Here is a 20,487-nt window from a genome sequence, read left to right on the forward strand (position 1 = left end):
ATGACGACGCCCGCGAACAACGGCCCGCACGGTGGGGCGAACAAGCCCGAGGACGACGATCCGTTCGGCTACCTCTACGAGGACGGTCAGGCGGCCGGCGCCACACCGCCCGGCCAGGGCGGCGCATACGGCTACCCGGGGCCCGCGGCAGGCGGTCCTTCCGGCGCGCAGCGCGGGGTTCCCCGGACCTCCCACCACCAGGTGCGGACGGTCGGCGAGCGCCGCAACGGCGGCCAGCGCGGCCAGGTGCCCGCGCAGCAGCCCCCCGCGTACCCGCAGTACCAGGCCCCGGAAGCGCTCCAGGCGGGCGGCTACGGCGTCCCGCAGCAGGCGCAGCACCCGACCCAGACCGTCGACCGGCCGGGCGGCGGTCACGGTGGCGGTGGTTCCAGCCGCCGGGGTCTGCTGATCGCGGCGGTCGCGGTGGTCGCCGTGGTCGTGATCGGCATCGTCGCGGCGCTGCAGTTCGGCGACAAGGACAAGGGCAAGGACGACGCGGCCACGACGGGCGGCCAGCAGTCTGCGGCCCCGCAGAACCCGTCCAGCCCGACGCCCAGCGCGAAGCCGTCGCAGGTTCAGCTGCCGAAGGCCGACTTCGCCGGCAGCGGCATGTCCCTCACGGGCGGTGCCGTGCTGCAGAACACGGTGCCGGGCGCGAAGAGCGAGGGCGGCCAGTACGTGGGCGGCCTCAACGCGCAGGGTGCGGCGGCCACCTGGTCGCTGGACGTCCCCAAGGCGGGCAAGTACAAGCTGAAGATGACCTACGGGGTGCCGGGCAAGGACGCCAACACCACGCTGACCATCAACGGCGAGGCGCAGACCCGGCCGGTCAACATGGCGAACTTCTCCAAGGCCGCCGCGGGCGACTGGGCCAAGGGCTGGACCAACACCTACTCGCTGGTGGACCTCAAGCAGGGCGCCAACACGATCAAGATCTCGTGCGAGGCGGGCAACCAGTGCGAGGTCGTCCTCGACCAGCTCTGGCTGGAGCAGGGCTGATCGGCCCCGCGTCCCCGCCGGCCGGCTAGGCCGTCGTGACCTTCACCGACCCCCGTACCTCCTCGTAGGTGCGGGGGTCGAATGCTCCCGCCACCGGGGCCAGGACGGTGGCCGCCGAGAGGGCGACCGCGCGGGTGAGGCGTGCGGGCCAGTCCAGGCCCTCGGCCACCGCCGACAGCAGGCCGGCGACCGCGGAGTCGCCGGCTCCGGTGGGATTGCCGGACAGCGGGCGCGGTGGGGCCGCCTGCCAGGTGCCCTCGGCGGTGGCGGCCAGCAGGCCGGCCGGGCCCAGGGAGGTGACCACCGCGTGGGCACCCCGGCGGCGGGCGTCGCGGGTGGCGGGGAGCGGGTCGCGGGATCCGGTGAGCTCGGCCAGTTCGGCGGCGTTCGGCTTGATGATCTCGGGGCGGGCGGCGACCCCGCGGCGCAGGGCCTCGCCGCTGGTGTCCAGGAGGACGGGGACCCCGGCCGCGCGGGCCGAGCGGACGAGCAGGGCGTACGCGCCCACCGGCACGCCCGGCGGGAGGCTGCCGCACAGGGCCACGGCGCGGGCGCCGTACACGAGGTCCTCGTAGCGGGCGAGGAAGCGCGACCACTCGGCGGCGGTGATGAGCGGGCCCGGCTCGTTGAACTGGGTGGTGTCGCCGGAGGCCGCGTCGACCACGGCCACCGTGCGGCGGGTGTTGCCTGCGCAGGGCACCAGGGCGTCGACCACCCCCGGGGACTGCGCGAGCAGTCCGCGGACGACGGAGCCGACCGGGCCGCCCGCGAAGCCCGTCGCGGTCACCTCGTGGCCGAGGGCGGCCAGGACGTGCGCGACGTTGATCCCCTTGCCGCCGGGGCGTTCGGCGACGGCGGAGACCCGGTGCGAGGCGTGCGGAAGCAGCCGCGGCACTTGGTACGTGACGTCGAGCGCGGTGTTGAGCGTCACGGTAAGGATCATGGGCACTCCCGGGTCTGTTGCTGCCGGGATCATGCCAAACACAAGGCGGTCGGCCCAGTCCTCGGGCCGACCGTTTTCCCTGCGTACAGCCGCTTGGCCGTCAGATCGCCGGTCGCACGGGCGGGCTGACGATCCATTCGCCGCGCCGCATGACGCCCCGGACGTCGAACGCGGAGTCCAGGACGACGAGGTCCGCGTACTTGCCGGGCTCCAGCGAGCCGATCTCGTCGTAGAGGCCGATCAGCTTGGCCGGGTTGGCGGAGATCGCCTGGACCACGGACTCCACCGGCAGCTTGTCGAGGGTCACCGAGCGCTTGAAGGCGGTGTCCAGGGTCAGCGTCGAGCCGGCGATCGAGCCGCCCTCCACCAGCCGGGCCACTCCGTGCTTGACCTCGACCTCCAGCGGGCCCAGGTGGTAGGTCCCGTCGCCGAAGCCGGCCGCGTCCATCGCGTCGGTGATCAGCGCGACGCGGTGCGCGCCCGCGTGGTGGAAGGCCAGTTCGAGGGCCGCCGGGTGCAGGTGGGTGCCGTCGTTGATCAGCTCGACGGTGATCCGCTCGTCCTCCAGCAGCGCGGCGATCGGGCCGGGCTCGCGGTGGGCGAGGGGCGGCATCGCGTTGAAGAGGTGGGTGGCCACGGTCGCGCCCGCGTCGATGGCGGCGCGCGTCTGCTCGTACGTGGCGTCCGTGTGGCCGATCGCGGCGATGACGCCGTGCTCGGCCAGCAGCCGTACGGAGTCCAGGCCGCCCGGCAGTTCGGTGGCGAGGGTGACCATGCGGGCGGCGCCGTGCGCGGCGTCGATCAGCTTGCGGACCTCGGCCGGGTCGGGGTCGCGGAGCAGGTCCTCCTTGTGCGCGCCCTTGCGGCAGGCGTTGATGAACGGCCCCTCGAAGTGGATGCCCGCGATCTCGCCCTGCTGGGTCAGCTCGGCGAGGAGGGCGGCGCGGCGGGCCAGTTCGTCCAGGTCCCCGGTGACGGTGGAGGCGACGAGGGTGGTGGTGCCGTGCTCGCGGTGGGTGCGGACGCCCTTCAGGACGTCCTCGGCGGTGCCGGAGGTGAAGGAGGCGCCGCCGCCGCCGTGGTTGTGCATGTCGACGAAGCCGGGGACGATCCAGTACCCGGTCAGGTCGACGGTCGTGGTGGCGTCGTGGGCGCTGCCCGCGATGCGGTCGCCGTCGACGATGACCCGGCCGCCCGCCACCGTGCCGGTGGGCAGCACCACCCTGGCGCCCGAAAGAACAGTGCTGTGTGCGCTTCCGGACATCAGGCCGGTACCTCCGTGGCGAGTAGGTCCCAGGCGAGCAGCCCTGCGCCCAGGCATCCGGCGGTGTCCCCGAGGGCCGCCGGCACGATGTGGGGGAGCCGCTGGAACGTCACGCGCTCCTCCACGGCCGTCCGTAGTGGTGTGAACAAGGTTTCCCCCGCCTCCGCCAGCCCGCCACCGATGATCAGCGTGCGCGGGTCCAGCAGGGTGATCGCGGTGACCAGTCCGTCGGCGAGGGCGCCGACGGCGGCCAGCCACACCTCCCGGGCGCGCGCGTCGCCGGATTCGACGGCCTTGGCGCAGTCCGCCGCGTCGGCCTCGGGGTCGCCGGAGGCTGCCGCCCAGGCGCGGCTGACGGCCGCGGCGGAGGCGAGGGTCTCCAGGCAGCCGTGCTGGCCGCAGCCGCAGGCGGGCCCGCCGGGGCGCACCACGATGTGCCCGATCTCGCCCGCGTAGCCGTGGGCGCCGGCCTCGATGCGGCCGGCGATGCCGATGGCTCCGGCGATGCCGGTGCCCAGCGGGACGAAGAGGAAGCGGTCGGCGCCCCGGCCGGCGCCGATGCGGCCCTCGGCGAGTCCGCCCGTGCGCACGTCGTGGCCGAGGGCCACCGGGATGCCGCCGAGGCGTCTGCTGAGCAGGCTCCGCATCGGTACGTCCCGCCAGCCCAGGTTCGCCGCGTAGACGGCGATCCCGTGCTCGGAGTCGACGATGCCCGGGACGGCGACGCCGGCGGCCGACGCGGGCCGTCCGAAGCGTTCCCGGCCGGTGTCGAGCAGCTCGGCGGCGAAGTCCTGGATCGTCTCGACGACGGCGTCGGGGCCCCGGTCGCGGCCGGTGGCACGGCGCGCTTCGTGGAGCAGGGTGCCGTCCTCGGCGACGAGGGCAGCCTTCATCCCGGTGCCGCCCACATCGAGGGCGATGACGTGTTTCACGGGTTTCACAGAGACAGTCTCGCGTGCTCGGCGGGGAAAGGTCTAGTCCAATGAGGGAGATTGTTGAGCGGCCATACAAATTCGGGACTCCGGCCGGGAGCCCGATGTGGACGAGCCGCCAAAGTGGTGTAGACCTTACGTGGATCGTACGTACAACAAGGGGTGGATGGAGAACTGTGAAGGGCCGTTACCTGAGCCTGGCCGCGTCCGGCGCCGCGCTGTGCCTGACTGCCGTGACGCTGACGGGCTGCGGAGCCGTCGGCGGACTCACCGGAGACAACGAGGTGACCCTGCGGGTCGTGGCGGCCGACTACGGGGACAATCCGCAGAACTCCTCGGCGGCCTACTGGAAGGACCTCGCCGCCGGCTTCGAGAAGGCCAACCCGGGCACCAAGGTCGAGGTCAGCGTCTACTCCTGGTCCGAGGTCGACGCCAAGGTCGCCGAGATGGTCAAGGCCGGCAAGGCCCCCGACATAGCCCAGATCGGCGCCTACGCCGACTACGCGGCCGCCGACAAGCTGTACTCGACGGCCGAGCTGCTCTCCGTGAAGACCGAGGCCGACTTCCTCGGCCCGCTCGCGGACGCAGGCAAGGTCAAGCAGGTCCAGTACGGCATGCCCTTCGTGGCCAGCACCCGGCTGCTCTTCTACAACGAGAAGCTGCTCGCCGACGCCGGTGTGATCGGCAAGGACGCCAAGGGCTGGCAGCCGAAGAGCTGGGCGGACCTGGAGGCGGCCGCCAAGAAGCTCAAGGCCGCGGGCGTGCCCACGCCCTTCGCGCTGCCGCTGGGCCGCGAGGAGGCGCAGGCCGAGACGATGATGTGGATGCTCGCGGGCGGTGGCGGCTACACCGACAACGAGGAGCAGTACTCCATCGACTCCGCGGACAACGTCAAGGCGCTGGAGTTCCTGCGGGACAAGATGGTCGGCCAGGGGCTGACCGGCCCCGTGGAGCCCGGCAAGCTGGACCGGCAGGCCGCCTTCGAAGCCTTCACCAAGGGTGAGGTCGGCATGCTCAACGGGCACCCGACGCTGCTCAAGCAGGCCGAGGCCAAGGGCGTGAAGTACGGCATGGTGCCGCTGCCGACCGCCACCGGGTCCGAGGAGCCGTCCATGGGCGTCGCGGACTGGGTGATGGCCTTCAAGAACGGCCACCGCGAGCAGTCCGGCAAGTTCCTGGACTTCCTGTACCAGCCGAAGAACGTGTCGGCCTTCACCGAGAAGTACGACCTGCTGCCCGCCACCACCAGCGGCTACCAGGCCAAGCAGGCCGCGACGGCCGGCGGTGCCCCCCAGCTGAAGCCCTTCCTGACGGCACTGCCCGGCTCGCGGCTCTACCCGGTCGGCAAGAAGTCCTGGGCGGGCGTGAGCGAGGACATCAAGCAGAAGATCGGCAAGACCGTCCAGCCGGGCGGACAGCCGGCGAAGGTGCTGGAGGAGATCTCGACGGCCGCGCGGGCGGCCGACCCGCGCTGACCCGCGCCCGTACGCGCCCGCCCGCGCCGACCGGGTGCGGGCGGCGCGCCGGGTGTCAGACGGCGGCGTTAATCTGGCGGTATGACGGACGAGGGGCAGCTGACGGCCACGGAGGCCGCGGTGCTCGCGTACGAGGGACGCACCTGGCCCGGGCCCGGAGCCAAGGAGCGGGCCATCCGCGAAGGGCTGGGGATGACCCCCGTCCGCTACTACCAGCTCCTCAACGCGCTCATGGACGACCCACGGGCGCTGGCCCACGCCCCGGGCACGGTCAACCGGCTGCGCAGGATCCGCGAGGCCCAGCGAGCCCGGCGATAGCCGTAGCCGTCGCACGGTTGGGCCGTTAGGGTCGTGCTTATGGGGAGCCATCCGCACGATCTGCCGATGCCCGTCACCGCAGCGGGACGCGAGGGACTCGAAGCCCTCCTCCGCACACCTCGCCGGTCCGTGGTCGCCCTGGACTTCGACGGCACCCTCGCCGACATCGTCCCGGACCCGGACCAGGCCAGAGCCCACCCGGGCGCCGTCCCGGCCCTGTCCGCACTCGCCCCCGAGGTCGACTCGGTGGCCGTGATCACCGGCCGGCCGGCGGGCGTCGCCGTCCGCTACGGGGGCTTCGCCGGGGTCCCCGGACTGGAACACATGGTCGTCCTCGGCCACTACGGGGCCGAACGCTGGGACGCCGTCAGCGGCATCGTCCACGCCCCCGCCGAGCACCCCGGGGTGGCGGCGGTCCGGGCGGAGCTGCCGGGCTTCCTGGACTCGATCGGCGCCTGGCGCGGCACGTGGATCGAGGAGAAGGGCCGGGCGCTGGCCGTCCACACCCGCCGGGCGGAGAACCCGGCGGCGGCGTTCGCGGCACTGCGGGAGCCGCTGGCAGAGCTGGCGGCGCGGCACGGGCTGATGGTCGAGCCGGGCCGGGCGGTGCTGGAGCTGCGGCCGCCGGGCATGGACAAGGGCGTCGCCCTGACCGAGTTCCTGGCGGAGCGGGACGCGGAGGCGGTGCTGTACGCGGGCGACGACCTGGGCGACCTCGCGGCGTACTCGGCGGTCGAGAAGCGCCGGGCCGACGGCTTGCCGGGGGTGCTGGTGTGCAGTGGCTCCGCGGAGGTGCCGGAACTTGCCTCCCGCGCCGACCTCGTCCTCCCGGGCCCGGCCTCGGTGGCCGCCTTCCTGGCCGACCTGGCCGCCGCCATCCGCCGCTGACCTTCCGCTGCCGGGCGCGGCGCCGTTGCCGGGGGCGCTGCCCCCGGACCCCCGCTCCTCAATCGCCGGCGAGGCTGGATTTTCCAGCCGTCCGGCGTTTGAGGACCGGGTCCGGGCAGAGCCCGGTTTTTCAGCGCCGCCGGCGATTGAGGCGCGGAGCCCCAGCAGTGGATCAGGACAAGGCCGCGAGCTGGGCCGTGAACCAGGCCGCGGGCGGGAGGGCTGTGGCCGCGGCGGCCAGGCGCTTGGTCCGCTCCACGCGCTCACCCGTCGGCATGGCCAGCGCAGCGTGCAGCGCCTCCGCCGTCGCCGAGACGTCGTACGGGTTCACCGTCAGCGCGTCCTGGCGGAGCTCCTCGTAGGCCCCCGCCCCGGTGGACAGCACCAGCACGCACCCCGCCTCCGACACCACCGGGATCTCCTTCGCCACCAGGTTCATCCCGTCCCGCACCGGGTTCACCAGCGCCACGTCCGCCAGCCGGTACGCCGCCAGGGAGCGCGCGAAGTCGTCCTTCACCGACACCAGCACCGGCTGCCAGTCCTCCGTGCCGAACTCCGCGTTGATCTCCTCCGCCAGCGCCGCCACCGCGGCCGTGTACTCCCGGTACACCCGCAGGTCCTGCCGCGACGGGTACGCCGACGCCAGGTGGACCACCCGCCCGTGCCACTGCGGGCGCGTGGTCAGCAGTTCCCGGTAGGCCAGCAGGCCGCGCAGGATGTTCTTCGACAGTTCCGTGCGGTCCACGCGGACGATCGTCCGCAGGCCGTCCACCTCCGCCCGCAGCTCCGCCAGCTTGTCGTTCACCTCCGGGCGGTGCGCCAGCGCCCGCAGCTCGTCGCCGTCCACGCCCAGCGGGTACGCCCGCACCCGCGTGGTGCGGGTGGGCCACACCGAGTACCGGCGGTGCTCCACCACCGAGCCCTCCTGCACCTCGGCCTGCCCCCACGCGTCGTCGAGCCGCGCCGAGCCCAGGAACTCCGCCGCCCAGGCCTCGGTGTGGAAGCCGAGCACGTCCGCGCCGAGCATGCCCCACAGCAGGGTCTCGCGGACCAGGTCGGGCAGCATCGAGAGGTAGCCGGGCGCCGCCCACGGGGTGTGCGTGAAGTGCGCGATCCGCAGGTCGGGGCGGAGTACCCGCAGCAGCCCGGGGACCAGCGCCAGGTGGTAGTCCTGCACCAGTACCGACGCGCCCTGCGCGGCCTCCTCGGCCAGGGCCTCGGCGAAGGCCTGGTTGTAGCGCTCGTACGAGTCCCACCGGCGGCGGAACTCCGCGTCGAAGACCGGCTCGCGCGGGATGTCGTACAGGTGGTGGTGGGTGAACCACAGCACAGAGTTGGCGATGCCGTTGTAGGCGTCGTCGTACATGGTGGGATCGATGTCCAGCATCCGGACGCCCGGTTCGGCCACGCCCCGGCGGACCGCCTCCCGGTCCGCGTCCGACAGTGCCGCGCAGATCCACAGTGCATCCGGTTGCTCCGCGAGGGCCGTGGAGAGTCCGGAGACGAGACCGCCCCCGCCGCGCCGGGCGCTGAGCGTCCCGTCGTCGGCGAGGGCGTAGGAGAGGGGGCCGCGGTTCGCTGCAACGAGTACCTGGGAAGCCATGCGGCCAACCTAGCCCGGCCCGCGCCCGCTCAAACCGTACGTTCGCTCACGCCACGCGACGCAGGGCGTACTCCTTGATGCCCGCCATCGGGGGCCGCTCCTCGGTGTCCACCGGGTACGTCCGCGGCACGAAGCCCTCCGGCCCGCGCTCGAACTGTGTCAGCTCCGGCCGTACGAGGTGCCCGCGCGAGAGCCGTACCTGGGCGGTGCGGTAGATCGCCGCGGCCATCCGGCCCAGCGCCTGCCCGTCCTGATGGCGGTGGACGCGTACGCCCACGTCCACCTGGGCCAGCGCGTCCAGCCCGACCGTGTGCAGGGCGTCGACCAGCAGGCCCAGCTCGACGCCGTACCCGACGGGGAACGGCAGCCGTTCCAGCAGGCATCGGCGTACGGCGTACTCGCCGCCCAGGGGCTGGACGAAGCCGGCCAGCTGCGGCCAGTGCAGGTTGAGGAGGGGGCGGGCGACGAGTTCGGTGACCCGGCCGCCCTGGCCGGGGGTGTCCCCCAGCGGCCGGTCGTACATCGCCTTGACGAACTGCACGTCCGGGTCGGTCAGCAGCGGGCCCACGATCCCGGAGACGAAGGCGGCGGAGAAGTCCCGCAGGTCGGCGTCGACGAAGCAGACGATGTCCCCGTCGGTGGCCAGCAGCGAGCGCCACAGCACCTCGCCCTTGCCGGGCAGCGCCGGGATGCGGGGCAGCACGTCGTCGCGGTGCACCACCCGGGCCCCGGCCTTCGCCGCGACCTCCGCTGTGCGGTCGCTGGAGCCCGAGTCGACAACGACCAGTTCGTCGACCAGGGGGACGGGCAGTCCCTCGATCAGCTCACGCCGGATCACCTCGACGATCGCGCCGACCGTCGCCTCCTCGTCCAGCGCGGGCAGCACCACGCTGACCGTGGTCCCGGCCGCCCGTTTCCGGTCGAGCAGCTGGTCGAGCGGTCGGTCGGCGGCGGACCAGGAGCGGTCGGCCAGCCATCGCTCCACCTCTTCCAGCACCTTCAGCACTCCCTGCGTGTCGGCGAAATCCGCCGGTATGTGATCCATCTCGCGGTTCGGACGCCTGTCTCAACCGCCCGGCCCTTCGGTTACAGTCTTGAACAACGCGAAGGACCACCGCATGCCGGGGGTCCTCGTGACAAATGCCCGGGCGCGCCGAAGAGCGCGTCGCCCGGTGCCATACCGCTCATCCAGAGGGGCAGAGGGACACGGCCCGTTGAAGCCCCGGCAACCCTCCAGTCGGTTCTCGCGATCGCGCACATCAGCGACGTCAGCGAGGTCCCCGGCTAGGGAAGGTGCCAATTCCGTCTCATGGCGAAGTGCGCCATGGGGAAGATGAGGAGAAAGGGCCTCGCCATCATGGCTGCACAGACTGTCGCCACCTCTGTTGATCTCGGACCTGCCACCGGCCTTTCCTGTCGCGAGTGCGGTACCCGTTTCGAGCTCGGCCCCATCTTCGCGTGCGCCGAGTGCTTCGGACCGCTGGAAGTCGCCTACGACCTCCCGACCGGTGACCCCGAGGCCCTGCGCGCCGCGATCGAGGCCGGCCCCAACAACATCTGGCGCTACGCGCCGCTGCTGCCCGTCCCCGCCGACGTGGCCGCCAAGCCCAGCCTGAACCCCGGCTTCACCAAGCTCGTGGACGCGGCCAACCTGGCCAAGGAGCTGGGCGTCACCGGCAAGCTCTACGTCAAGGACGACTCCGGCAACCCGACGCACTCCTTCAAGGACCGCGTCGTGGCCATCGCCGTCGAGGCCGCCCGCGCCTTCGGCTTCACCACGCTGTCCTGCTCCTCCACCGGCAACCTGGCCGGCGCCGTCGGCGCCGCGGCCGCCCGGGCCGGCTTCCGCTCCTGCGTGTTCATCCCGCACGACCTGGAGCAGGGCAAGGTCGTCATGGCCGGTGTGTACGGCGGCGACCTGGTCGGCATCGAGGGCAACTACGACGATGTGAACCGTTTCTGCTCCGAGCTCATCGGCGACCCGCTGGGCGAGGGCTGGGGCTTCGTCAACGTCAACCTCCGCCCGTACTACGGCGAGGGCTCCAAGACCCTGGCGTACGAGATCTGCGAGCAGCTCGGCTGGCAGCTGCCCGACCAGATCGTCATCCCGATCGCTTCCGGCTCGCAGCTGACGAAGATCGACAAGGGTCTGCAGGAGCTCATCAAGCTCGGCCTCGTCGAGGACAAGCCGTACAAGATCTTCGGTGCGCAGGCCGAGGGCTGCTCCCCGGTGTCGACCGCCTTCAAGGCCGGTCACGACGTGGTCCGCCCGCAGAAGCCGAACACCATCGCCAAGTCGCTCGCGATCGGCAACCCGGCGGACGGCCCGTACGTCCTGGACATCGCGCGCCGCACCGGCGGTTTCGTCGAGGACGTGACCGACGAGCAGGTCGTCGAGGCCATCAAGATCCTCGCGCAGACCGAGGGCATCTTCGCCGAGACCGCGGGCGGTGTGACCGTCGGCGTGACGAAGAAGCTCATCGACAACGGGCAGCTCGACCCGACGCTGACCACGGTCGTCCTCAACACCGGTGACGGCCTCAAGACCCTGGAGGCGGTGGCCGCGGACAGCGGGCAGACCGCCACCATCCGCCCGAGCCTGGACGCGTTCCGCGCCGCCGGCCTGGTCTGATCCTTCTCCCTCTGCACCCGGAAAGGCAGTAGCGCCATGAGCGTCAACGTCCGCATCCCCACCATCCTGCGCACCTACACCGGCGGCGCCGCCGAGGTCCCGGCCGAGGGCGCGACCCTCGCCGAGGTCATCGAGTCCCTGGAGAAGAGCCACCCGGGCATCGCCGCGCGCGTCCTGGACGACCAGGGCAAGCTGCGCCGTTTCGTGAACGTCTACGTGAACGACGACGACGTGCGCTTCGAGGGCGGGCTGCAGGCGGCGACGCCGGACGGCGCAGGCGTCTCGATCATCCCGGCCGTGGCAGGCGGTTGCTGAATACCCGGATCCCCGGGATCACCCGACAGGTGACACGCGCAAACCGAAATTGCCCCCTCCGCTAAAAGCGGAGGGGGCAATTCTGCTTGATTGGGCACGGTAGGGTTGGGGAAGTCCCCTCCGCTGTTCTTGCCCCCTGCATATGAACGGGCCGCGCGAGGGTCGACATCGGGCCAATGTGCAAGTGCGGTATGGGGCTTTGGCGAGATATGCCCGGCCCGAGTTGCCCTGGAGTATGGCAAATTTTCACTCTATTTCAATGTTTCTCGGTGTCCAGAATTCTCATCGGATTGACCTGTTGCAGACAGCATCCGCGCAGATACATTCAGCCTCGGTCGACGCGTTCCGACGCAAGTTCTGACCCGGGATCGCGAAGTGCGTTCCTGCGCAAGGGCCAGTAATAGGGGAGTTAGGCATGGCTCAGGGCACCGTCAAGTGGTTCAACGCGGAGAAGGGCTACGGCTTCATCGCGGTCGACGGTGGTGCGGATGTGTTCGTCCACTACAGCGCCATCCAGATGGACGGGTACCGCACCCTTGAAGAGGGTCAGCGGGTCGAGTTCGAGATCTCGCAGGGCCAGAAGGGTCCGCAGGCGGACATGGTCAAGCTCGCACTCGGCTAGTCCTGGCGCGATCGACCGCCGACGCACAGTTGCATCGAAGACCTGGAACACCACGAGGGGCCCACATCCTGGACACGGGATGGGGGCCCCTCCTGCGTATGCCCGGTAGTGGCGGGGCGTTGCCCCAAGCCGCTTGCACTCGGAGGGGTCGAGTGCTAATCATTGGCGTTAGCACTCTCCTGGTGAGAGTGCTACTGAAACGAGGACCGGGTCGGTGAGGCCCGCAGGGTCCGGCGGGAAGGAACCGCCGGGCACTCAGGCCGTCCGTCGCGGGCGCGGGCGCGGTCCGGGAGCAATCCACCGCTGTCCGGGAGGACCACTTCAGATGGCCAAGATCATTGCGTTCAACGAGGAGGCCCGGCGCGGTCTCGAGCGAGGCATGAACCAGCTCGCCGACGCCGTCAAGGTCACCCTTGGCCCCAAGGGTCGCAACGTCGTCCTTGAGAAGAAGTGGGGCGCCCCCACGATCACCAACGATGGTGTCTCCATCGCCAAGGAGATCGAGCTCGAGGACCCGTACGAGAAGATCGGCGCCGAGCTGGTCAAGGAAGTCGCCAAGAAGACGGACGACGTCGCCGGCGACGGTACGACCACGGCCACCGTCCTGGCCCAGGCGCTCGTCCGCGAGGGCCTGCGCAACGTGGCCGCCGGTGCCAACCCGATGGCCCTCAAGCGTGGTATCGAGAAGGCCGTCGAGGCCGTCTCCGCCGCCCTGCTCGCCCAGGCCAAGGATGTCGAGACCAAGGAGCAGATCGCTTCGACGGCCTCCATCTCCGCCGCCGACACCCAGATCGGCGAGCTCATCGCCGAGGCCATGGACAAGGTCGGCAAGGAAGGCGTCATCACCGTCGAGGAGTCCCAGACCTTCGGTCTGGAGCTGGAGCTCACCGAGGGTATGCGCTTCGACAAGGGCTACATCTCGGCGTACTTCGCCACCGACATGGAGCGCATGGAGTCGTCCCTCGACGACCCGTACATCCTGATCGTCAACTCCAAGATCGGCTCGGTCAAGGACCTGCTGCCGCTCCTGGAGAAGGTCATGCAGTCGGGCAAGCCGCTGCTGATCATCGCCGAGGACGTCGAGGGCGAGGCGCTCTCCACCCTCGTCGTCAACAAGATCCGTGGCACCTTCAAGTCCGTCGCCGTCAAGGCTCCGGGCTTCGGCGACCGCCGCAAGGCCATGCTCGGTGACATCGCCATCCTCACGGGCGGCACGGTCATCTCCGAGGAGGTCGGCCTCAAGCTGGAGAACGCCGGTCTCGACCTGCTCGGCCGCGCCCGCAAGGTCGTCATCACCAAGGACGAGACCACCATCGTCGACGGTGCCGGTGACAGCGACCAGGTTCAGGGTCGCGTCAACCAGATCCGCGCCGAGATCGAGAACTCCGACTCGGACTACGACCGCGAGAAGCTCCAGGAGCGCCTCGCGAAGCTGGCCGGCGGCGTGGCCGTCATCAAGGCCGGTGCCGCGACCGAGGTCGAGCTCAAGGAGCGCAAGCACCGCATCGAGGACGCCGTTCGCAACGCGAAGGCGGCCGTCGAGGAGGGCATCGTCGCCGGTGGTGGCGTGGCCCTGCTGCAGGCCTCCGCGGTCTTCGAGAAGCTGGAGCTCGAGGGTGACGAGGCGACCGGCGCCAACGCCGTGAAGCTCGCCCTGGAGGCCCCGCTCAAGCAGATCGCCGTCAACGGTGGTCTCGAGGGTGGCGTCGTCGTCGAGAAGGTGCGCAACCTCCCGATCGGTCACGGCCTGAACGCCGCGACCGGCGAGTACGTCGACATGATCGCCGAGGGCATCATCGACCCGGCGAAGGTCACGCGTTCCGCGCTGCAGAACGCCGCGTCGATCGCCGCGCTGTTCCTGACGACCGAGGCCGTCATCGCCGACAAGCCCGAGAAGGCCGGCGCCGGTGCGCCGGGCGGAATGCCGGGCGGCGACATGGACTTCTGATCGACCCCCGGCTCCGGCCTGAAGGTTGATCGGCTGTTCTCGAACGAGGGCGGCACCCCCACGGGGGTGCCGCCCTCGGGCGTTTCCGGCCGGCTCAGAAGCCGGTGGTGTCGATCGCGAAGCCGAACGGCTCGGGGACATGCAGGGCCTCGCCGAAGGACACCGTCGTCCGGGAGCGGTATCCGTGCGGGGAAGGCTCCCAGAAGCAGGTGATCTCCGAGTCCTGCATGTCGACGACCATGTAGACCGGTACGAGCCGGCCGTACACGTCCAGCTTCTCGTTCCAGTCGGCATCCCTGGTGGAGACGGACGTGAACTCGCCGACGAGAGACAGGGCCGACCCGTCCGCGTGTCGACCCTCGCTCTCGAAGGCCGATTCGTCCGCCACGAAGAGGTCGGGCCCGTACGCGCGCTCCGCTGCCGAGAACCGGAACAGGAAGGGTGCGATCTCCGCGATGTGCCCCTCGGGTGCGTGCGCCTGGAGCTGTTCGCGCAGCGCACGCATGCGGCGCAGGTAGCGCAGCGTGGAAAACGGCGACACGATGATCTTCCCCCGGATGAGCTCGGCCTTGAAGCCGTCTGGCGTGTCCATCTCCTCGACGGTGCGCAGGAGCGTCTCGAATGTCGGCGGTGCCGCCCGCTCTATCGGTGTGGCCCGTTCGCTCATGATCGTCACCGTTGTCCTCCGAGTGGCGTGCCGTGCACTGGGCGTGAGCCCCGTTCCAGGCTAGCGGCGCATGGGCGGTCGCGCCCGGGTGCCGAGACGGAGCACACTGATCGGGCGGTTTTGGTTGACTGGAGGCATGAGCGATCTCTTCGTCAAGATCTGCGGCTTGAAGACCGCGCACGACGTCGACGTGGCGGTGGCCGCCGGGGCCGATGCCGTCGGGTTCGTGTTCGCGCCGGGCAGTCCGCGCACGGTCGATGCCGCCACCGCGCGGGAGCTGGCCGCGCGGGTGCCGGAGGGGGTGCTCACCGTCGGGGTGTTCCGGGGGCAGTCGGTGGCCCAGGTGTGCCGGTTCGCCGAGGAGAGCGGGGTGCGCGGGGTGCAGCTGCACGGCGAGGAGGGCCCCGAGGACTTCGCGGCGCTGCGCGCGGGCGGCCGGACCCTGCTGCGAGCCACCGCCGAGCACGTGAAGCGCTGCGGTGAGTACGGCGAGGACCTGCTGCTGCTGGACGCGCCCGACCCGGGCTCCGGCAAGCCGTGGAACTGGGGCTCGGCCGACTTCACCGCGCCCGAGGGGCGCTGGCTGCTGGCCGGCGGGCTGAACCCGGGCAACGTGCGGGAGGCGGTCGAGGTGACCGGCGCCTGGGGTGTGGACGTGTCCAGCGGGGTGGAGCGGGAGCGCGGCGTGAAGTCGCCGGAGCTGATCCGCGCCTTCATCGGGGCGGCCAGGGGCTAGGCCGCCCGGGCCACCCCCTGTCCCGGGGCGGTTGACGACGAGCCGTCGGCGTACGCGGCTACGCGTCCACCGGCGAACAGGGCGACGATCGCGAAGGCCATGCGGCGGGTCCTGGCGAGGGTCATGAGGGCGGTCCTTGGCGGTTTCGGGGAAGCGGGTCGACCTCCATTGCGCCGCGTGCGGGCGCCCGTGTCACGGTGCGGACATTCGGGGCTTGACGGACCGGGCACCGTGCCCGACTATTTCTGTAGTGATCGTTATTGAATTCAAGGGGGAGCTTCATGAGCAGGTCAGCGCTGGTCACGGGCGGCAGCCGCGGCATCGGACGGGCCATCGCCGAGCGCCTCGCCGCCGACGGCGTCACGGTCGTGCTCACCTACGCGAGCGACGAGCAGGCCGCCCGCGAGACCACCCGGCGGATCGCCGAGGACGGCGGCCGGGCCTTCGCCCTCCGCGCCGAGCTCGGCAGCCCCGGCGCCGCCGCCGCGCTCTGGACGGTGTACGACGCGCTGGGGCTGGAGGGGGTCGACGTCATCGTCAACAACGCGGGCATCGGACTGCCCGTTCCGCTCGGCGGGATCACCGAGGAGGACTTCGACCGGGTCTTCGCGGTGAACGTCCGGGCGCCGTTCTTCGTCGTCCAGGAGGCCCTCGGGCGGCTGCGCGACGGGGGCCGGATCATCAACATCTCCAGCGGCGCCGCCCGCATCGCGATGCCCGAGATCCTCGCCTACGGGGCCACCAAGGGCGCACTCGACACCCTCACCCTGAACCTCGCCAAGGCCCTCGGCGCGCGGGGGATCACCGTGAACTCGGTCGCCCCCGGCATCGTCGACACCGACGTCAACGCCGGCTGGCTGCGCGGCAACGCCGAGGCCGAGGCGCACGCCGCCTCCCTCTCCGCGCTCGGCCGGGTGGGCCGCCCCGAGGACATCGCGGACGTCGTCGGCTTCCTGGCCTCCGACGCCGCGCGCTGGGTGACGGGCCGCGTGGTCGACGCCACCGGCGGCACCGCGCTCTGATCCTCAGAAGCCGATGGCCCGGCCGTCCTCCTCCACGGACTCGACGTCCTGCATCGCCCGCAGGGCCTCGACCTGGGCGGGGCTCAGCCGGGCGGAGAAGCCGTGCAGGACGGTGCGGTAGACGTGGACCGGGGTGGCGCCGACCCGCTCGGCCACAGCGGCCGGGTCGACCTCCTCCCACACGGTGACGATGTACGAGGCGTGGTCGGCCGGAGCCGTGTGCGGTACGGGTTCCGGCACGTCGGCGGTGGCCGCGGACACGGGCAGGGCGGCGACGGCGGCCAGTACGGCGACGGCCACGGGCAGGCTTCGGCTCAGACGGATGCGCATGGCCCGAGGCCATCACGCGCGGCAGGGCGGGTCAACGACGCCGGCGGGTGTGGCGGGTGCACGGCGGGCTCCGGCCGTGCGCTCCCTGATCCGGGGGCGAGGCGTACGGGTGAATCCCGCACGGGATTCCACGCCCCGGGTGGAGCGGGCCAGGGCCCAAGCAGCACAAGGGATCAACCCTTTCTGCAGCGTGTCCGACCCGGCATGTTGACGCGGCAGTCGGACGATCGGCCAGGTGGAGGCGATGGTTCAAGCCGCGCCGAGGCGGTGCCCGATGTAGAGGAGGGCCGCACCCGCGGAGGACTCCAGGTCGCGGGGGCGGCTCCTCCACGTCGACCTTTCACAGCACGTCAGGGAGCTCCTTCCATGCGTCTGCTCGCCCGTCTGGCCACGGCCGTTCTCCTCACCGTCACCCCCGTCGCGGCCGCCACCGCCTCGGTCGCGGCCCCGGAGCCGACCCCGGTACCGCTGATCACCTCGGCCAACGCCATCGCCGACCAGTACATCGTCACTCTGGACAAGGCGACCGACGCGACGAGGTTCGCCGCGACCGTCGGGGTGAAGCCGAAGTTCAAGTACTCGGCCGCGTTCAACGGCTTCGCCGCCTCCCTCACCGCGGAGCAGCTGAAGATTGCCCGGACGACGCCCGGCGTGCTGAGGGTGGAGCAGGACGCGCAGGTCAGCGCCCCGCCGATGCCGGCCGCCGGCGCACAGACCAAGGCGCCCGCCAGCTCCTGGGGCCTGGACCGGATCGACCAGCGGTTCCTGCCGCTCGACAACAACTTCAGTGCCCACGGCAGCGGCCAGGGCGTGACGGCGTACATCGTCGACTCGGGCATCGACTACAGACACCCGGAGTTCGGCGGCCGGGCGCGCTTCGGCTTCGACGCGATCGGTGACGGCCGCAACGGCGCGGACTGCAACGGCCACGGCACGCACGTGGCGGGCACGGTCGGCGGCACCACGTTCGGCGTGGCGCACAAGGTCAACCTGGTGAGCGTCCGTGTCCTGGGCTGCGACGGCCGCGGCGCCTGGTCGGGCATCATCGCGGGCTTCGACTGGGTCGCCAGGAACGCCCAGCAGCCGGCCGTCCTGAACGCCTCCCTGGGCGGCGACCGCCTCGACTCGGTCAACGCGGCAGCCACCGCCGTGTCGGACCGCGGTGTGCTGCCGGTGATCGCGGCGGGCAACGAGAACCGGGATGCCTGTCGCGTCTCGCCCGCCTCGGCGCCCCGCGTGGTGACGGTCGGTGCGACGGACCGCTTCGACCAGGAGACCGACTTCTCGAACTGGGGCGAGTGCCTCGACATCTACGCCCCGGGCAAGGACATCGTCTCCGCGAGGCTGGGCGGCGGCAGCGTGGCCCTGAACGGTACGTCCATGGCCGCGCCGCACGTCGCCGGTGTGGCCGCGCTCTACAAGGCCGAGCACCCCAACGCGCTGCCGGCCGAGCTGCACAACTTCCTGTCGGACAAGTCCACGAAGGACGTCATCGAGAACCTGAGCGACAACAGCCCGAACCAGCTGCTGTTCACCAACGGCCTCTGATCCGTCAGAGCGCCGCGACGAAGGTCGCCCAGGCCCGCGCGTGGAACACCACGTGCGGGCCTTCGGGCTGCTTGGAGTCCCGTACGGGGACGACGCCGGGGTGGCCGTCGGCCACTTCGAGGCAGTTGCCGCCGTCGCCCGCGCTGTAGCTGGACTTGTGCCAGGAGGCCGCCGACAGGTCGTACTCAGGCTTGCTGATCATGTTCGTACTCCTCCGCCACCGATTCGATCAGGGCCAGGGACTTGCGCGGTGACAGCGCGTTGGCCGTGAGGAGATCGTAGGTCAGGGTGTGTTGGGCGACAGTGGCCGGATCGTCGAACAATTGGCCCATCCCGAGGCCGTCGACGTAGGAGAGTGGCGGCGCGTCATCGAACGACATCAGCTTGAGGGTGCCCGCCAGCCCCGCATGGAAGCCCGCGCTGAACGGGAGCACCTGCAGGATGATCCGGCAGGAGCGGATCAGTCGCGCGATGTGCCGCAGGGCCTCGGCCAGGATCGCCGGGCTGTCCCCGGCGCGTCGCAGTACCGCCTCGTCGAGGACACACCACAACAGTGGGGTTGTTGGATCATTGAGCAGCGAGGCCCTGGCCAGGCGATTCGTGACCAGCTCGTCGATGGTCTCCTCCGTGGCCGTCGGCTGATACGCGCGGAACACCTCGCGCGCGTACGCCTCTGTCTGGAGCAGTCCGGGGATCAGCTGCGGCGCGTACTCCCGGATGGTCTTCGCCAGGGCTTCGGCTTCGGCTGCCGCCGCGAAGTGGTCCGGGTACTTCGACTCGGCCGCGGCTCCGCAGTTGCGGACGAAGAAGCCGCCCGTGTCGAGGATCTCGTCGATCTGGCGGGCGAACTCCAGGTGCATCCGACGCGTGCCGGCTTCGAGCTGGCCGATGAACGCGCCGCTCACGAAGAGGCGTTCGCCGAGTTCGGCCTGGCTCATGCCCGCGCGCTCGCGCGCTACGCGCAGTTCCGCGCCCAGGAGGGCGCGGGGTGAGGAGGAGGGATCGAGGTTCTTTCGTGGCATGGCAACTCCCTGAGCAACATGTGCGGTTGTTGCGGGGTCCGCACTTGAAAGGCTAGTGAGCGCGTCGCCACTCTGTGTGAAGAAGTCGGATACTCAGAGTAGAAAGGTGACATGTCATGGTGCTCTCCCCACAGGAGCGCATGCAGGCGGCCGAGGAGGCCGTCCGGCAGCTGCGGGAGTCCCTCGCCGGGGTCGGGGTGCTGTTCCCCTCGCTGGACGTGGAACGGGTCTCGGCCGCCGGTACGTACGGCCTGCCGCTGGTGGACCTGGGGCGCTGCAACCTGGACACCGCGCTCCGCCTGGCGGCCGTGCTCCACGAGCGGGCGGCGGGTTCGTGAGCGAGGCCGTGGAGGCGGTGAACTTCGCCTTCGAACTCGGTTGGAAGCTCCGGGGGTTGGAGACGGCTCTGGCCAGTGGCGCGTGGAGGCGCGGAGGCATGGGACTGTCCGTGCGCGTGCAGAGCGAAGAGGGAGGCACGCTCTGGACGGCCGTGGGGGACGACGGGGAGCGGCGGGAGGCGCGGACGGCCGCCACGGCGGACGAGGCGACCGCGCTGGTACAGGAGGCCTTCGGGCTGACCGCATGGCGCCCCAAGCCGCCTCCGCCGCCGGGGTGGCAGCGGTTCACGCTGATCCACTGCCCGGTGGGGGAGCGGCCGAGCTACGAACGCATCGAGGCGCGGCCGCCGCGGGGGTGCGTGGTCGAGTACGTCGGCGGGTACTTCGGGCTGCGCTGCGAGCGGCCGGGGGCGCGGCTGCTGGATGCCGTCGCCGAGACCTGCCGGGAGGTCCGGACGGAGCACGGGCTGCTCATGTCCGACCTCGGCATCGAGAAGCTGTGGGAGTGGTCGCAGGACGGTACGGACGGCTGGGGCGCGGAGATTGTGGGCCAGTTGCTGCTGATGGCCGCCGAGCGCGGGCCGAAGCTCGGCTACGGCGCTGATGACCTGGTGCGGTTCTTGCGTACTGCCGCGGGCTGAGCCGTGTTCAGCTGGTGATGCGCTCGCCGTCGTACTCGCCGCCTACGCAGTTATAGATGCCAGTGGCGGAGTCGTACTCCACGGTTCCCCCTGTGTGCTCGCACGTCGGTCCGGCGACAGTCGGTACGGCGCCCTGTGCAACGGGGACCGTGGCGCCGAAGGCGGCCAGTACGAGGGCGGCGGTGACCGCGAGAATTCGGGTACGCATGGGACTCCTCCGGGGGTCGAGCAATACCAACACGTC

General features: G+C 71.1%; 24 protein-coding genes and 1 riboswitch. Of the genes, 13 read left to right on the top strand and 11 right to left on the bottom strand.

What is annotated here, in order from left to right; genetic code table 11:
• Positions 1 to 999 (top strand): CBM35 domain-containing protein, encoded by a 999-nt coding sequence (locus OG373_RS22015; protein ID WP_405439832.1) that lies wholly within the window; start codon positions 1 to 3, stop codon positions 997 to 999.
• A 25-nt stretch (positions 1,000 to 1,024) separates the two neighbouring features.
• Here the strand turns inward: OG373_RS22015 and OG373_RS22020 are convergent, their stop codons facing one another.
• The 3 genes from OG373_RS22020 to OG373_RS22030 form a co-directional block, all read right to left on the bottom strand.
• Complete coding sequence (locus OG373_RS22020) at positions 1,025 to 1,942, bottom strand: 1-phosphofructokinase family hexose kinase (protein WP_397736977.1); 918 nt, start codon at positions 1,940 to 1,942, stop codon at positions 1,025 to 1,027.
• Between the two features lie 100 nt (positions 1,943 to 2,042).
• Positions 2,043 to 3,206 carry an N-acetylglucosamine-6-phosphate deacetylase gene (gene nagA, locus OG373_RS22025; RefSeq protein WP_405439834.1) on the bottom strand — a complete coding sequence of 388 codons (1,164 nt, stop codon included), beginning with the start codon at positions 3,204 to 3,206 and terminating at the stop codon, positions 2,043 to 2,045.
• Positions 3,206 to 4,138, bottom strand: a complete 933-nt coding sequence (locus OG373_RS22030) for an ROK family protein (RefSeq protein ID WP_189973198.1) — start codon at positions 4,136 to 4,138, stop codon at positions 3,206 to 3,208. Before OG373_RS22030 ends, nagA begins: the two co-directional genes overlap by 1 nt.
• Positions 4,139 to 4,314: 176 nt before the next feature.
• On the opposite strand from OG373_RS22030, the gene OG373_RS22035 reads away from it, so the two are divergent.
• The 3 genes from OG373_RS22035 (at position 4,315) to otsB (ending at position 6,819) form a co-directional block, all read left to right on the top strand.
• A complete protein-coding gene (locus OG373_RS22035) occupies positions 4,315 to 5,613 on the top strand; it encodes an extracellular solute-binding protein (RefSeq protein ID WP_405439836.1) in 1,299 nt (432 codons plus the stop codon).
• Between the two features lie 81 nt (positions 5,614 to 5,694).
• Positions 5,695 to 5,931: a DUF3263 domain-containing protein gene (locus OG373_RS22040; RefSeq protein ID WP_030031449.1), complete on the top strand. Its 237-nt coding sequence runs from the start codon at positions 5,695 to 5,697 to the stop codon at positions 5,929 to 5,931.
• A gap of 39 nt (positions 5,932 to 5,970) precedes the next feature.
• Entirely contained in the window at positions 5,971 to 6,819 is an 849-nt protein-coding gene (gene otsB / locus OG373_RS22045) for a trehalose-phosphatase (RefSeq protein ID WP_397736971.1), read from the top strand.
• A 172-nt stretch (positions 6,820 to 6,991) separates the two neighbouring features.
• Here otsB and OG373_RS22050 read toward each other — a convergent pair whose 3' ends face one another.
• Positions 6,992 to 8,422, bottom strand: coding sequence for a trehalose-6-phosphate synthase (locus OG373_RS22050; protein ID WP_405439839.1), 1,431 nt, complete (start codon positions 8,420 to 8,422; stop codon positions 6,992 to 6,994).
• A 46-nt stretch (positions 8,423 to 8,468) separates the two neighbouring features.
• Positions 8,469 to 9,419 (bottom strand): glucosyl-3-phosphoglycerate synthase, encoded by a 951-nt coding sequence (locus OG373_RS22055; RefSeq protein WP_405444151.1) that lies wholly within the window; start codon positions 9,417 to 9,419, stop codon positions 8,469 to 8,471.
• Positions 9,420 to 9,603: 184 nt separating this feature from the next.
• A riboswitch (SAM riboswitch) is annotated at positions 9,604 to 9,762 on the top strand.
• Positions 9,763 to 9,779: 17 nt separating this feature from the next.
• Between OG373_RS22055 and thrC the strand changes: the two genes are divergently transcribed.
• The 4 genes from thrC to groL all read left to right on the top strand — a co-directional run bounded on the left by thrC (position 9,780) and on the right by groL (position 13,939).
• The gene (thrC, locus tag OG373_RS22060; protein WP_397736967.1) at positions 9,780 to 11,054 is read left to right on the top strand and encodes a threonine synthase; all 1,275 of its coding nucleotides are present in this window, start codon (positions 9,780 to 9,782) and stop codon (positions 11,052 to 11,054) included.
• Between the two features lie 36 nt (positions 11,055 to 11,090).
• Complete coding sequence (locus tag OG373_RS22065) at positions 11,091 to 11,369, top strand: MoaD/ThiS family protein (RefSeq protein WP_030387325.1); 279 nt, start codon at positions 11,091 to 11,093, stop codon at positions 11,367 to 11,369.
• Between the two features lie 415 nt (positions 11,370 to 11,784).
• Positions 11,785 to 11,991: a cold-shock protein gene (locus tag OG373_RS22070; RefSeq protein ID WP_030009783.1), complete on the top strand. Its 207-nt coding sequence runs from the start codon at positions 11,785 to 11,787 to the stop codon at positions 11,989 to 11,991.
• A gap of 325 nt (positions 11,992 to 12,316) precedes the next feature.
• Positions 12,317 to 13,939, top strand: a complete 1,623-nt coding sequence (gene groL / locus OG373_RS22075; protein WP_398676671.1) for a chaperonin GroEL — start codon at positions 12,317 to 12,319, stop codon at positions 13,937 to 13,939.
• 94 nt (positions 13,940 to 14,033) lie between these two features.
• Here the strand turns inward: groL and OG373_RS22080 are convergent, their stop codons facing one another.
• Complete coding sequence (locus OG373_RS22080; protein ID WP_397736962.1) at positions 14,034 to 14,606, bottom strand: Uma2 family endonuclease; 573 nt, start codon at positions 14,604 to 14,606, stop codon at positions 14,034 to 14,036.
• Between the two features lie 136 nt (positions 14,607 to 14,742).
• On the opposite strand from OG373_RS22080, the gene OG373_RS22085 reads away from it, so the two are divergent.
• Entirely contained in the window at positions 14,743 to 15,342 is a 600-nt protein-coding gene (locus tag OG373_RS22085) for a phosphoribosylanthranilate isomerase (protein WP_405439841.1), read from the top strand.
• On the opposite strand, the gene OG373_RS22090 is transcribed toward OG373_RS22085, so the two are convergent.
• The gene (locus tag OG373_RS22090) at positions 15,339 to 15,467 is read right to left on the bottom strand and encodes a hypothetical protein (RefSeq protein WP_405439842.1); all 129 of its coding nucleotides are present in this window, start codon (positions 15,465 to 15,467) and stop codon (positions 15,339 to 15,341) included. The two genes, OG373_RS22085 and OG373_RS22090, sit on opposite strands and share 4 nt — an antisense overlap.
• Positions 15,468 to 15,623: 156 nt before the next feature.
• Between OG373_RS22090 and OG373_RS22095 the strand changes: the two genes are divergently transcribed.
• Complete coding sequence (locus OG373_RS22095; protein WP_405439844.1) at positions 15,624 to 16,364, top strand: SDR family oxidoreductase; 741 nt, start codon at positions 15,624 to 15,626, stop codon at positions 16,362 to 16,364.
• Between the two features lie 3 nt (positions 16,365 to 16,367).
• On the opposite strand, the gene OG373_RS22100 is transcribed toward OG373_RS22095, so the two are convergent.
• The gene (locus OG373_RS22100) at positions 16,368 to 16,694 is read right to left on the bottom strand and encodes a protease inhibitor I9 family protein (RefSeq protein WP_405439845.1); all 327 of its coding nucleotides are present in this window, start codon (positions 16,692 to 16,694) and stop codon (positions 16,368 to 16,370) included.
• A 366-nt stretch (positions 16,695 to 17,060) separates the two neighbouring features.
• Between OG373_RS22100 and OG373_RS22105 the strand changes: the two genes are divergently transcribed.
• Positions 17,061 to 18,242, top strand: coding sequence for a S8 family peptidase (locus OG373_RS22105; protein WP_405439847.1), 1,182 nt, complete (start codon positions 17,061 to 17,063; stop codon positions 18,240 to 18,242).
• A gap of 4 nt (positions 18,243 to 18,246) precedes the next feature.
• Here OG373_RS22105 and OG373_RS22110 read toward each other — a convergent pair whose 3' ends face one another.
• On the bottom strand, positions 18,247 to 18,444 hold the full coding sequence (locus tag OG373_RS22110) for a DUF397 domain-containing protein (RefSeq protein ID WP_405439849.1): 198 nt from the start codon (positions 18,442 to 18,444) through the stop codon (positions 18,247 to 18,249).
• Complete coding sequence (locus tag OG373_RS22115) at positions 18,428 to 19,264, bottom strand: Scr1 family TA system antitoxin-like transcriptional regulator (protein WP_405439850.1); 837 nt, start codon at positions 19,262 to 19,264, stop codon at positions 18,428 to 18,430. Before OG373_RS22115 ends, OG373_RS22110 begins: the two co-directional genes overlap by 17 nt.
• A gap of 116 nt (positions 19,265 to 19,380) precedes the next feature.
• On the opposite strand from OG373_RS22115, the gene OG373_RS22120 reads away from it, so the two are divergent.
• Positions 19,381 to 19,602, top strand: coding sequence for a hypothetical protein (locus tag OG373_RS22120; protein ID WP_030387336.1), 222 nt, complete (start codon positions 19,381 to 19,383; stop codon positions 19,600 to 19,602).
• Entirely contained in the window at positions 19,599 to 20,243 is a 645-nt protein-coding gene (locus tag OG373_RS22125; protein WP_405439851.1) for a hypothetical protein, read from the top strand. The genes OG373_RS22120 and OG373_RS22125 overlap by 4 nt, the downstream gene beginning before the upstream one ends.
• Before the next feature lie 7 nt (positions 20,244 to 20,250).
• Here OG373_RS22125 and OG373_RS22130 read toward each other — a convergent pair whose 3' ends face one another.
• Entirely contained in the window at positions 20,251 to 20,451 is a 201-nt protein-coding gene (locus OG373_RS22130; RefSeq protein ID WP_405439852.1) for a hypothetical protein, read from the bottom strand.
• Between the last annotated feature and the right edge of the window lie 36 nt (positions 20,452 to 20,487).

Origin of the sequence: Streptomyces avidinii, assembly GCF_045161815.1 — a bacterium.
In the GTDB taxonomy this organism is placed as follows: Bacteria; Actinomycetota; Actinomycetes; order Streptomycetales; family Streptomycetaceae; genus Streptomyces; species Streptomyces avidinii.

Excerpts from the sequence above, each read along its gene's own strand:
- OG373_RS22015 (WP_405439832.1), top strand. The coding sequence starts at position 1 with ATGACGACGCCCGCGAACAACGGCCCGCACGGTGGGGCGAACAAGCCC.
- OG373_RS22020 (WP_397736977.1), bottom strand. The coding sequence starts at position 1,942 with ATGATCCTTACCGTGACGCTCAACACCGCGCTCGACGTCACGTACCAA.
- nagA (WP_405439834.1), bottom strand. The coding sequence starts at position 3,206 with ATGTCCGGAAGCGCACACAGCACTGTTCTTTCGGGCGCCAGGGTGGTG.
- OG373_RS22040 (WP_030031449.1), top strand. The coding sequence starts at position 5,695 with ATGACGGACGAGGGGCAGCTGACGGCCACGGAGGCCGCGGTGCTCGCG.
- otsB (WP_397736971.1), top strand. The coding sequence starts at position 5,971 with ATGGGGAGCCATCCGCACGATCTGCCGATGCCCGTCACCGCAGCGGGA.
- OG373_RS22050 (WP_405439839.1), bottom strand. The coding sequence starts at position 8,422 with ATGGCTTCCCAGGTACTCGTTGCAGCGAACCGCGGCCCCCTCTCCTAC.
- thrC (WP_397736967.1), top strand. The coding sequence starts at position 9,780 with ATGGCTGCACAGACTGTCGCCACCTCTGTTGATCTCGGACCTGCCACC.
- OG373_RS22065 (WP_030387325.1), top strand. The coding sequence starts at position 11,091 with ATGAGCGTCAACGTCCGCATCCCCACCATCCTGCGCACCTACACCGGC.
- OG373_RS22070 (WP_030009783.1), top strand. The coding sequence starts at position 11,785 with ATGGCTCAGGGCACCGTCAAGTGGTTCAACGCGGAGAAGGGCTACGGC.
- groL (WP_398676671.1), top strand. The coding sequence starts at position 12,317 with ATGGCCAAGATCATTGCGTTCAACGAGGAGGCCCGGCGCGGTCTCGAG.
- OG373_RS22080 (WP_397736962.1), bottom strand. The coding sequence starts at position 14,606 with ATGAGCGAACGGGCCACACCGATAGAGCGGGCGGCACCGCCGACATTC.
- OG373_RS22085 (WP_405439841.1), top strand. The coding sequence starts at position 14,743 with ATGAGCGATCTCTTCGTCAAGATCTGCGGCTTGAAGACCGCGCACGAC.
- OG373_RS22090 (WP_405439842.1), bottom strand. The coding sequence starts at position 15,467 with ATGACCCTCGCCAGGACCCGCCGCATGGCCTTCGCGATCGTCGCCCTG.
- OG373_RS22095 (WP_405439844.1), top strand. The coding sequence starts at position 15,624 with ATGAGCAGGTCAGCGCTGGTCACGGGCGGCAGCCGCGGCATCGGACGG.
- OG373_RS22100 (WP_405439845.1), bottom strand. The coding sequence starts at position 16,694 with ATGCGCATCCGTCTGAGCCGAAGCCTGCCCGTGGCCGTCGCCGTACTG.
- OG373_RS22105 (WP_405439847.1), top strand. The coding sequence starts at position 17,061 with ATGCGTCTGCTCGCCCGTCTGGCCACGGCCGTTCTCCTCACCGTCACC.
- OG373_RS22110 (WP_405439849.1), bottom strand. The coding sequence starts at position 18,444 with ATGATCAGCAAGCCTGAGTACGACCTGTCGGCGGCCTCCTGGCACAAG.
- OG373_RS22115 (WP_405439850.1), bottom strand. The coding sequence starts at position 19,264 with ATGCCACGAAAGAACCTCGATCCCTCCTCCTCACCCCGCGCCCTCCTG.
- OG373_RS22120 (WP_030387336.1), top strand. The coding sequence starts at position 19,381 with ATGGTGCTCTCCCCACAGGAGCGCATGCAGGCGGCCGAGGAGGCCGTC.
- OG373_RS22130 (WP_405439852.1), bottom strand. The coding sequence starts at position 20,451 with ATGCGTACCCGAATTCTCGCGGTCACCGCCGCCCTCGTACTGGCCGCC.